This window comes from Aeromonas veronii (genome assembly GCF_040215105.1).
GTDB lineage: Bacteria > Pseudomonadota > Gammaproteobacteria > Enterobacterales > Aeromonadaceae > Aeromonas > Aeromonas veronii_G.
In genome coordinates, this window is the sequence record NZ_CP157875.1 from 3,693,034 (window position 1) to 3,703,522 (window position 10,489).

The 10,489-nt window shown below is 62.6% G+C and carries 9 protein-coding genes; 2 read left to right on the plus strand and 7 right to left on the minus strand.

What is annotated here, in order from left to right; translation table 11 throughout:
- Positions 1–68: 68 nt before the first annotated feature.
- The 5 genes from ABNP46_RS17010 to ABNP46_RS17030 all read right to left on the minus strand — a co-directional run bounded on the left by ABNP46_RS17010 (position 69) and on the right by ABNP46_RS17030 (position 4,626).
- A complete protein-coding gene (locus ABNP46_RS17010) occupies positions 69–1,268 on the minus strand; it encodes an acetate kinase (protein WP_349919403.1) in 1,200 nt (399 codons plus the stop codon).
- 219 nt (positions 1,269–1,487) lie between these two features.
- Positions 1,488–1,958, minus strand: a complete 471-nt coding sequence (locus tag ABNP46_RS17015) for a YhcH/YjgK/YiaL family protein (RefSeq protein ID WP_349919405.1) — start codon at positions 1,956–1,958, stop codon at positions 1,488–1,490.
- 298 nt (positions 1,959–2,256) lie between these two features.
- Positions 2,257–3,363 carry a 1-acyl-sn-glycerol-3-phosphate acyltransferase gene (locus tag ABNP46_RS17020; protein WP_349919407.1) on the minus strand — a complete coding sequence of 369 codons (1,107 nt, stop codon included), beginning with the start codon at positions 3,361–3,363 and terminating at the stop codon, positions 2,257–2,259.
- Positions 3,364–3,520: 157 nt separating this feature from the next.
- Positions 3,521–4,072, minus strand: coding sequence for a GNAT family N-acetyltransferase (locus ABNP46_RS17025; RefSeq protein ID WP_349919409.1), 552 nt, complete (start codon positions 4,070–4,072; stop codon positions 3,521–3,523).
- A complete protein-coding gene (locus tag ABNP46_RS17030) occupies positions 4,069–4,626 on the minus strand; it encodes a GNAT family N-acetyltransferase (protein WP_349919410.1) in 558 nt (185 codons plus the stop codon). The genes ABNP46_RS17025 and ABNP46_RS17030 overlap by 4 nt, the downstream gene beginning before the upstream one ends.
- 350 nt (positions 4,627–4,976) lie before the next feature.
- On the opposite strand from ABNP46_RS17030, the gene ABNP46_RS17035 reads away from it, so the two are divergent.
- Positions 4,977–6,746 carry a M4 family metallopeptidase gene (locus ABNP46_RS17035; protein WP_349919411.1) on the plus strand — a complete coding sequence of 590 codons (1,770 nt, stop codon included), beginning with the start codon at positions 4,977–4,979 and terminating at the stop codon, positions 6,744–6,746.
- A 73-nt stretch (positions 6,747–6,819) separates the two neighbouring features.
- Here ABNP46_RS17035 and ABNP46_RS17040 read toward each other — a convergent pair whose 3' ends face one another.
- The gene (locus ABNP46_RS17040) at positions 6,820–7,713 is read right to left on the minus strand and encodes a LysR family transcriptional regulator (protein WP_349919412.1); all 894 of its coding nucleotides are present in this window, start codon (positions 7,711–7,713) and stop codon (positions 6,820–6,822) included.
- Between the two features lie 207 nt (positions 7,714–7,920).
- Here ABNP46_RS17040 and mdtH point away from each other — a divergent pair, with 207 nt between their 5' ends.
- Complete coding sequence (mdtH, locus tag ABNP46_RS17045; protein ID WP_349919413.1) at positions 7,921–9,114, plus strand: multidrug efflux MFS transporter MdtH; 1,194 nt, start codon at positions 7,921–7,923, stop codon at positions 9,112–9,114.
- Positions 9,115–9,374: 260 nt separating this feature from the next.
- Here the strand turns inward: mdtH and ABNP46_RS21195 are convergent, their stop codons facing one another.
- Positions 9,375–10,457 (minus strand): calcium-binding protein, encoded by a 1,083-nt coding sequence (locus tag ABNP46_RS21195; RefSeq protein ID WP_434476201.1) that lies wholly within the window; start codon positions 10,455–10,457, stop codon positions 9,375–9,377.
- Between the last annotated feature and the right edge of the window lie 32 nt (positions 10,458–10,489).

Below are 10,489 nucleotides of genomic sequence, written 5' to 3' on the forward strand. Positions count from 1 at the left end.
ACGCTCAGGCCGAGCCCAAAACGACAACGCCCGGCACAGGCCGGGCGTTGTGATTCAGCAAGATGGCATCAGCCAACCAGGCTCAGGGCATCGCGGGCGATCACCAGCTCTTCGTTGGTGGGCATCACCAGTGCCAGCGGGCTGTCTGCGGTGGTGATGCGACCCTCCCCACCCAGCACGGCGGCGTTGTTCGCCTCCTTGTCCACCTTGAAGCCGAACAGGGCCAGACGGGCCAGCACCATCTCGCGCACCATGGCGGCGTTCTCGCCGATGCCGCCGGTGAACACCAGGGCATCCAGACGACCGTCCATGGCGGCAGCATAGGCGCCGACGTACTTGGCCACCCGGTAGGTAAACACGTCCAGCGCACGCTTGGCCCCGTCATCGGTGGCGTAGTTGGTGGTGACATAGCGGCAGTCGCTGCTCGCCTCCGTCATGCCCAGCAGGCCGGATTCGCGGGTCAGGCAGTGGTTGATCTGATCCACGCTGTAACCCAGGTTGTCGTGCATGAAGAACACGATGGCCGGATCGATGTCACCGCTGCGGGTGCCCATGGCCAGCCCTTCCAGCGGGGTCAGCCCCATGGAGGTATCGACCGACTCGCCGCCACGGATGGCGCAGACGGAGGCGCCGTTGCCCAGGTGGCAGTTGATCATGTTGAGCTCGGACAGCGGCTTGCCCAGCGCCTTGGCGGTCTCTTCGGCAATGAAGCGGTGGGAGGTACCGTGGGCGCCGTAGCGACGGATGCCGTGCTCTTCATACAGCTTGTAGGGCAGCGCGTAGAGGTAGGCCTCTTGCGGCAGGGTCTGGTGGAAGGCGGTGTCGAATACGGCCACGTTCTTCTCGGCCAGGGCCGGGAACACCTTCAGGGCGGCACGGATGCCAATGAGGTGAGCCGGGTTGTGCAGGGGGGCGAACGGGATGGCGGCTTCGATACCGGCGATCACGCCGTCATCGATGCGCACGGAGCGGGAGAACTGCTCGCCGCCATGCACGATGCGGTGACCGATGGCCACCAGTTGTTCGGCCAGGGCAGGGTCCTGGGGCAGGATCTGACCCACGATGTGGTCGAGGGCTTCCTGGTGAGCGGCACCCGCTCCCAGCATGGCTTCGCCCTTGACCCCGTGGAGTTTCCACTTGATGCGTGCATCATCCAGGTTGAAACATTCGGCCAGGCCGGACAGCATGTCCTCGCCTGTTTCGGCGTCCATTACGGCAAATTTCAGGGAAGAGCTACCGCAGTTAAGGATCAATACCAACTTGCTCATGTTCTACATCTTCCTGTGCTTCGGCTTGATGCCGACAGTGTCGTGTCATCCAAACAAGGATGGGATTCCCCTGCCGGGGGCTTATGGTCGCAGGAAAGTGCGTCCAATTTTTCAATTCGCTCGGTGCAGGCCGCAGGCGCGCTGCACTCATGAGGGGCTGGGCGAGCCACTGACGGCGGCCTCGTCCCGGGCGGGCACCTCGGCACCCGCGACTGGCGGCTACAGGCCTGCCAGCAGATCCTTGTGAACCTTGACCACCAATTTTTTCACCAAACCCGGGGTGGTCAGGGTACAAAGAGGGCGATGCAGTTCTCCCGGCCAGAAGATGGCGAAGTGGCCGGGCTGCAACGCCAGATAACTGGTCTGTTCGTCGTCGACGAACCAGAGATCGGGATGGGGATGATCCGCCCCTTCACATGCATAGGCATGAGGGCCTACTCCGATCCACTCTTCACCGCGCAGCAGCAGCTGGATGTCCAGATACTGCTCGTGAAACTCGCCACGGCGCGCTGCGACTGGCTCGGTCAGCTCCTCGCTCACCAGGCAGAACAGCCGCATGCCATCGACCTCGGTCTTGCCGAGGGGAGCATCCAGCCAGTGCGGGACGCTCTTCACCACGTCCGCCATGATGCGGGCCAGGGGAGCGGGCAAGGGAGTGCGTTGCAAGGTATCCAGACTGCCGGTGATCATCGCTGTGCTTCCTTAGGTGTATTCGCCGTCTATCTTCGTCTGCCAATAAAAAAGGACCCGTCAAAGGTCCTTGTCCAGCGCCGTCTGCTATCCGTGCAGACCAGAAGGAGCATGTTCATCAAATGGGCGCCGGATCACTGTTGCACAGTTTTTCGACGTTTGCCAAGAAATAACCGCTCACTCGCCAGATGATCGTACCAGCTGAAACAATATTATTCACTAGCGAATTGCCCCCGACTTTGACCAGACGCAAAAACGGGAGCATCTGCTCCCGTTTTTTCTGTCCAACCAGCCTCATTCAAGCCTTTTTGGCATTCTCGACCGGTTTCGCATACATCTGACGCCAGATGTGCTTGTACTCTTCTGGCACCTCTGACTGGCGGGTCAGGAAGGCGGTCTGCTCGATGGTACTGGCCTTGCCAGGCACATCCGCCGCCAGATAGTTGCCGGGGAAGAGTCGATAGCTGCCCCAGATGGCCTTGTCGATCAGGGCGGCGAGTTCGTCCGGATCGCTGAAGCCCTCGGTGATGGGGGCGCCGAAGGAGACATGAACCCGCCCCTTCTGGCCGACGATGCCGGCGACGATGCTCTCGATGTCCTCGAACTCCCCTTTCTCGTAGCTGCCGTTGACGGACTTCTCGTACAGCTCCCGCGCCTTGGCCTTGTCGGTGGGATCCAGCTCGTAGCTGATGCTGACCGGCACTATGTTGAGGCTGCGCATGTAGTCGACGAACTCGATCTTCTGCTTCTTGCCGTCCACGTAGAACATCTTGAGGATGGCGGGATCCGTCTTGTCATCCCCGTCCTTGGCGCGACCCTCTTTCTGGGCGATCCAGATGGAGTGCCCCTCGTGCACCGACTGGCCGATATAGGCCGACAGCTCCCCGAGCATCTTCATCATCTCCCGCGGCCCCTTGGCGGAGCGTTTGACGATGAAGCTCTTGTTGAGCTTCATCAGCTCGGTGGCGCAGGGCTTGCGCAGCAGGTTGTCACCGATGGCGATGCGCACGGTATCGAAGCCGTGGGTGTGCAGCCCCCAGTTGACGAAGGCGGGATCCATGGCGATATCCCTGTGATTGGAGACGAACAGGTAGCCCTGCTCCTTCTTCAGGTGCTCGAGGCCGGAGAAGGTCACCCCCTGGGTGGAGGTCGCTATCATGCGGCTCATATAGCGGGTCACCCCCAGCTGCACCTGCCGCACCGTGGTCACCTTGGCCCATTTGTGGCGCAGGAACTGGCGGATCAGCGGGCGAATGGCCCAGCCCAGCCAGCTCATCAGGGAGCCGAAACGGTATTTGGCGATGGCACCGATAAACTCATCATCCTGGATCAGTCGCTCGATGGCTGCCGGCACTTCGTCATCGCGATAGGGGCGAATGTCCGCGAATCTGTCTACGTCAGTCACAATGTCAGCCTTGCATGTATGGGATCGCGGCCAGCAGCAGCTGGCCGGGCAAAAATTCAGGGCGCAATTTTACACGCTTTTGGGGTCAGGGGTATGAGCAGTGCACAGATAGTGCGACCGATCCCGAAAAAGCCAGGATCGGGGCCTGCTTTCGGGCTTAAACCGCGGGATTGATCAGCGCCGTGAGGACGTGATCCTCCCAGCGGCCGTTGATCATCAGGTAATCCCGGGCATAGCCTTCCCGCTCGAAGCCGAGGCGCGCGAGCAGGGCGCCGCTGCGCTCATTCGCTGGCATGTAGCTCGCCATGACGCGGTGCAGGCCGAGCTCGCGAAACAGATGCTCGATAGCGGCGGCCACCACCTCCTGCATCAACCCCTGCCCTTCGTGGGCCTTGTCCACCGCATAGCCGAGATGGCACGCTTTGAACATGCCCATCACGATGTGGGTGAAGTTGCAGGTGGCGAGCACCCGCTCCCCCTTGGGGTCGAGCGCCACCAGTTGCAGAGCGCTGCCATCGAAGAACTGGCTGTAGCCGTCCCGCAGCCGCAGGCGCCAGTGATCCAGGGTATAGAAACTCTCGTCCCGCGCGGGCTCCCAGGCCTGCAGATGGGTGCGATTGCGCAGATAGAAATCCAGCATCAGATCGGCCCGCTCCGGGGTCAGCACGGTCAGCCGGGTGCGGGCGGTCTGGATGACGGGCAGACTCATGGATGCTCCCGCTGGCGCAGCCAGTCGTCCCGCAAGAGGCCATAGTGGACGTGATCCACCACCCTGTCGGCCAACCGCTCGGCGCGGCGGATGATCCCCTCCTGCTCCATGCCAAGCCGCTCGCACACAGCCCTGCTGGCATCGTTCTCGGTGGCGGCGCTGATCTCCACCTTCTCCATCCCCATCTCCTCGAAGGCGTGGTGGATCATCGCCTGGCAGGCCCGGGTGATGATGCCGTTGCCCTGCCAGCGCTCCGCCAGCCAGTAGCCGATGGTGACCTTGCCGAGGGCGGCATCGATCTGGTTGTAGCCGATGACCCCCACCACCTCCCCCTGATACTCGATGGCGGTGGTGAGCCCCTCGCCGCGGGCGAACTTCTCGATGGCGTGGCGAATGAAGGTGGCCGTGTCGGCCGGTTGCTGGATATAGGGCACCCAGGGCAGCCATTGGGTCAGGTAGTCGCGGTTGCGCTGGCAGAGGCCGAACAGCTCGCTGGCCATATCGGGCTGCAGAAACAGCAGCGACAGCTCATCATCCAGTTGCCATGAAAACATCCGTTTTCTCCTCCCTTATGGCTCCCCATGAGCCGTCATGAGGGCCAATGTAGTCAATCAAGCCATTGTCTGCCAAGGACTTTCAGTACGAGATCCCGGCCGGCAACCCCCATATGGACACCCCCATCCGGGCCAGGATTCGACGCCCAGATCACTGCCCCTCTTTTTTGGAACAAAAAACCAACAATTTGGCATATGGCAGGCGTAGTGGATGGCAACAGTCACTTCCACTACATGTTTATGCTGTCCTGTCACAACTAACAGGGCGCAATTTCAAACCGGCCCACTAGTGTAGGAATGCCGGGCAAGAGACCCGGAATGCACTCTTCATCGACTTAAGGAAAGACGAGATGAACAAAGTTTATTTGGCCGTGGTACTGGCCTGCTGGGGAAGCGCCGCCATGGCGGCAGAACAGGTGGAAGTGAATCAGGTTGCCGGCATCCAGGGGGCACCAAGCGGGGCCGCCGGTGTCGGTGCCCTGGCCGGAGAGGGGGAGTACCGCCAGGTGCGGGTCGTCAAGCTGCCCAACGGCCAGCAACGGGTGCGCTATGAGCAGACCTGGCGCGGCATCCCGGTCTGGGGCCAGGTGCTGGTCGCCGAGCAGTCTCTCGGTGGCCAGGTCAGTCAGGTGTCCGGCCAGATCCTGCGCCAGATAGACGCCGATTTGGCGAGCCCCGCTGCCACCCTCACCCCCGCCGATGCCGCGAGCAAGGCCCGCGCCGGCGCCAAGGGCAGCAACGAGCGGGTCAAGCTGTTCGTAATGCAGGATGAGGCCGGTCAGGCCCGCCTGGTCTACCTGGTCTCCTGGCTCGCGGCGAGCGACGAGCCCAGTCGCCCCTTCGTGGTGATCGATGCCCAGAGCGGCAGCGAGCTCAAGCGCTGGGAAGGGATCAACCACAAGGACGCCACCGGCCCCGGTGGCAACACCAAGACCGGCAAGTACTTCTACGGCGCCGACTACGGCCCGTTGCAGGTGGATGACAGCTGCCGCATGAGCAGCGCGAACGTGGATACCATCAACCTGAACCACGCCACCTCGGGCGGTGCCGTGCACCAGTTCACCTGCCCGGAAAACACGGTCAAGGAGATCAACGGCGCCTACTCCCCCCTCAACGATGCCCACTACTTCGGCAACGTGGTGTTCGACATGTACCGCAACTGGTACAACACGGCGCCGCTGAGCTTCAAGCTCAAGATGCGGGTGCACTACAGCCGCAACTACGAGAACGCCTTCTGGGACGGCAGCCAGATGACCTTCGGCGACGGTGCCACCACCTTCTACCCGCTGGTGAGCCTGGACGTGGCCGCCCACGAGGTGAGCCACGGCTTCACCGAGCAGAACTCGGGGCTGGTCTACTCCGGCCAGTCAGGCGGCATCAACGAGGCCTTCTCCGACATGGCGGGGGAAGCGGCCGAAAACTACATGAAGGGCAGCAACGACTGGCTGGTGGGAGCCCAGATCTTCAAGGGCAACGGCTCACTGCGCTACTTCGAGGATCCGACCCGGGATGGCAAGTCCATCGGCCATGCCAGCGATTACTATGATGGCATCGACGTGCACCACAGCTCGGGGGTCTACAACCGTGCCTTCTACCTGCTGGCCAACACCAGCGGCTGGAATACCCGCAAGGCATTCGAGGTGTTCGTGCTGGCCAACCGCCTCTACTGGGGCGCCAACACCACCTACGATCAGGGCGCCTGCGGCGTGACCAAGGCAGCCACGGATCTGGGCTACAGCCTGACCGATGTGGCGGCGGCCTTCACCACGGTCGGGGTCAACGCCACCTGTGGCGGCACCACGCCACAACCCGGCAGCGTGCTGCAAAACGGTGTACCGGTGACCGGTCTGGCCGCCGCCAAGGGGGGCAAAGTGAGCTACACCATCGACGTGCCCGCCGGCAAGAGCCAGCTGGTGATCGCCAGCAGCGGCGGCAGCGGGGATGCGGATCTCTATGTGAAGTTTGGTTCGGCCCCGACCAGTACCAGCTATGACTGCCGTCCCTACAAGAGCGGCAACGCCGAGACCTGCACCCTGAACGCCCCCAAGGCGGGCACCTGGCACGTGCAGCTCAGCGCCTACAGCGCCTTCTCCGGGGTAACCCTGAAAGCCAGCCACTGATCCCGTCCCAAGGGATTGACTCACTCAGGCGCCGGACTTGTCCGGCGCTTTTCTTTTGGCTCTCAGCTGGTGCTCAGCGCCCCGCCCAGCGCCTGGCCAGGGTGCGGGCAGCCTCCAGTACCCGCTCCTTCTCCCGGTTCGGTCGCTTGCCGCTGCGCCAGGCCATCATCACGTCCCAGTGATCCGGCGGCAAATCCACCACATCGAGCTGCACCAGGCGGCCGAACTCCAGATCCCGGCTGATGGCGAGCGCCGGCATCAGGGTGATGAAACCGTGCTCCAGTGCCAGCTCCCGCGCCGCGCTGGCGGGCTGGATGGCATGCAGCGGGCTCGCCACCTGGCGCAGCAGCCGCAGCTGCAGGATCAGCTCGTCGCAACCTGTGCCCCATTGCTGGGGGGCCAGCCGCTCGTTGGCAATGTCCTGCAGGGTCAATCCCTGCTTGCCTGCCAGCGGGTGACCGGCGCTGGCCACGGCGATGATGGGGGAGCGATAGAGCAGCTCGAGCTGGATGCCGGCGATGGCGGGGCATTTCAAGATGAAGCCCACATCGGTCTCACCGGTCAGCAGCTCCTGCATGATGACGCCGGAGTGATCCGTGTTGCAGCGGATCTCGAACGCCTCGTCCACCAGGGCCAGCAGCAGTGGCCCGAAAACCACGGTGGTGAGGGACGGCAGACAGGACAACTTGATGCGTGGCAGGGCGGGCGCCCCCTGCATTGCCAGCCGCCCTCCCTCCAGGGCGCTGAGGGCCGCGCTCGCGGCGGGCAGGAACTGCTCGCAGGCCGGGGTCGGGGCCGCGCCCCGGCGATGACGGAAGAACAGGGGCTGTCCCAGCGCCTGTTCCAGCACGGCGATCCGCTGGCTGACCATGGGTTGGGACCAGCCGCGAATGGCGGCGACCTTGCTGAAGCTGCCACGGTTGGCCACATCCAGCAGCAATTGCAGATCATCGAGGGTCATAGCCATAACAAAATCCAATATGAAATATAGCCAGTTGTCGGCTACCACTATATCTGGCCCCCTTCCAGAATAGCAGTATCAAATGTCATGAAATGGCCACAGCGCCGCCGAGCCAGGGACTTATCTTCGTCCTTGGCTCTGTTTGGTGACGGCGCCATTCAGGCAACACACACCATAAATACAATATTCGATGCAGTAGAGGTTCTAAGGGTCATGGTTGAGCGGGCAAGGCGGTTGGGGCGGTGGTTCTTGGCATTGGATTCCCTCTTGGTGATCCTGGGGTTCTTCGTGGTCATGCCCATGATCAGCCTGCGCTTCGTGGATCAACTCGGCTGGGCAGCCGGCGTGGTCGGACTGGCGCTGGGGTTGCGTCAGCTGACTCAGCAGGGGCTGGGGGTCTTTGGTGGCTCCCTTGCCGACAAGTTCGGCGCCCGCCCCCTCATCGTCTGCGGCATGCTGCTGCGCGCAGCCGGCTTTGCCAGCCTGGCCTATGCCCAGACAGGGCTGGATCTGATCCTCTCCTGCGTCATCTCCGGGCTCGGCGGCTGCCTGTTCGATCCCCCCCGCGCGGCCCTGGTGATCAAGTTCACCCGTCCCCGGGAGCGGGGCCGCTACATCTCATTGCTGATGATGCTGGAGAGTGCCGGCGCCGTGGCCGGGGCCCTGCTCGGCAGTTGGCTGCTCAACTTCGATTTCGAGTACGTCTGTCTGCTGGGAGCCGGGCTTTTCGTCTGCGCGGCCCTCTGCAACCTGCTGATCCTGCCCGCCTACAAGCTCTCACTGCGGCCCACCCCGATCCGGGCAGGTCTCGGCCAGGTACTGGCGGACAAGGCCTTCTGCCGAGTGGTGCTGGTTCTGAGCGGCTACTACGCGCTCTGGGTGCAGGTGATGCTGATCTTCCCCATCCTGGTCAAGCAGATGGCGGGCACCACCACGGCGGTGGGCTGGATGTACACCCTGGAGACCGCCATCTCCCTGACCCTGCTCTATCCCCTTGCCCGCTATGGGGAGCGCCATTTCAAGCTGGAGAATCGCTTGATGGCCGGGGTACTGCTGATGACCGCCGGCATCGGACTGGTGGCCTTCGCCACCACCCTGCCCGCCGTCTTCATGCTGCTGGCCTGTTTCTATCTCGGCATCGTCATCGCCGAGCCGGCACGGGAGACCCTCATGACCAAGCTTGCTCAGCCGGGGGCCCGTGGCAGCTACATGGGCTTCAGCCGGCTGGGACTGGCGCTCGGCGGCATGACCGGCTATGTCAGCGGCGGCGCCCTGCACGACTACGCCAATGCCCAGGGCCAACCCTGGCTGCCCTGGCTGGTGCTGGGCACCGTCGGCATCATCACCTTCCTGCTGCTGGTCAGCTGCTTCCAGCGCGGCTCCCGCCTCGCCAGCATCAGCGCCTAGGCCCGCAAGACAAACACGTCATCATATCGATATGAGCAGGGGGTCGGTTTATACCACCCGGCCCCCTGTTGTTATCCGCTCGTCCATCGCTGAGCACCCCAGGGGTACCAACACTCATCCGCGCTCACCGTCAACCTCCCCTGCATCTTCGGATAAGGTCGGGATTGCAACCATGACCGCCGTTGACTGCTCCCCTCATCAAGCCAGCCCATAAAAAAAGCGGCAGATTGCTCTGCCGCTTTTTGTTCCACCCGAGAAGGTTACTTGTCGATATCCAACATATTGTTTTGCAACATGAAGTCGATGACCTGGTTGGCCGTGGTGCCGGAGCCACCGGTCAGGGTATCGAAGGTGTGGTTCGTCAGCACTATCTCCTGCGTCACCGGTGCAGTGCTGTTCTCCTTGACCTGCAGATGCACCCCTTCGCTGTCCTGGAACACCGAGAGCAGGCTCTTGAGCGAACTTTCGTTCTTGCTGCCATCGCTATCCAGCAGATCGCTGAGATCCAGCTTGTCCCCTTCGGCCTTGGAGAAATCGGTGACATAGTCCTTGGTCACAATGCCGGGGGTCGTGTCACCCTTCTGCCAGACGAAGGTATCGGCGCCGGCATCCCCGGTCAGGATGTCGTTGCCAAGCCCCCCACGCAGGATGTCATTGCCCAGACCGCCGCTCAGCAGATCATTGCCAGCGCCACCGTCGAGGTTGTCGTTGCCGCTCCCGCCATAGAGGGTGTCGTTGCCACTCTCGCCGAACAGGTTGTCGTCACCGCTACCGCCAAACAGGATGTCATTACCGGCCCCGCCGTACAGGAAGTCATTGCCACCCTGACCGAACAGGATGTCGTTGCCATCCCCACCCAGCAGCACATCCGCCTTGTCATTGGCCGAAGACTGGTCAAAGTCGCTGGCATGCTCCTGAATATAGCGATGTACGTCGGCATCCAGCACATCGCTGCGGCCCAGCTGCGCCGCCACATAGCTCTTGATGGCGGCATAGCCTTCCCCGTTGATGCCGGCAAAGTGCACCGCATCGCCAAACAGGATGTCATCGCCGGCCCCGCCATCGAAGCGGTCGGCTCCCGGCAGATTGTTCACCGAGGTGCCGAGGATGGCGTTGGCCAGATCCGAGGCGTTGACCCCGGTCTTGAGCACGCCGTCTGAGTCGTAAGACTTCAGGTCATTGGTGGAGATGTTTGCCCCCAGCCCGATGGCCTCGACGGTCACTCCCATCCCGGTCAGTAGCCCGAAGCCCGCTACCGAGTTGTTGATGGTGGTAGTGGTCGAATCCTGCCCGTTACCGCCAAGGGTCGAGTAGGTATAGCCACCCTTGCCGTCTGCACGCATATAGCCAATCGCAGAACCAGCGGCATATACCC

Bases quoted from the DNA above. Each gene is read 5' to 3' on its own strand.
- ABNP46_RS17010 (WP_349919403.1), bottom strand. From the start codon at position 1,268: ATGAGCAAGTTGGTATTGATCCTTAACTGCGGTAGCTCTTCCCTGAAA.
- ABNP46_RS17015 (WP_349919405.1), bottom strand. From the start codon at position 1,958: ATGATCACCGGCAGTCTGGATACCTTGCAACGCACTCCCTTGCCCGCT.
- ABNP46_RS17025 (WP_349919409.1), bottom strand. From the start codon at position 4,072: ATGAGTCTGCCCGTCATCCAGACCGCCCGCACCCGGCTGACCGTGCTG.
- ABNP46_RS17030 (WP_349919410.1), bottom strand. From the start codon at position 4,626: ATGTTTTCATGGCAACTGGATGATGAGCTGTCGCTGCTGTTTCTGCAG.
- ABNP46_RS17035 (WP_349919411.1), top strand. From the start codon at position 4,977: ATGAACAAAGTTTATTTGGCCGTGGTACTGGCCTGCTGGGGAAGCGCC.
- ABNP46_RS17040 (WP_349919412.1), bottom strand. From the start codon at position 7,713: ATGGCTATGACCCTCGATGATCTGCAATTGCTGCTGGATGTGGCCAAC.
- mdtH (WP_349919413.1), top strand. From the start codon at position 7,921: ATGGTTGAGCGGGCAAGGCGGTTGGGGCGGTGGTTCTTGGCATTGGAT.
- ABNP46_RS21195 (WP_434476201.1), bottom strand. From the start codon at position 10,457: ATGCGTGCAGACGGCAAGGGTGGCTATACCTACTCGACCCTTGGCGGT.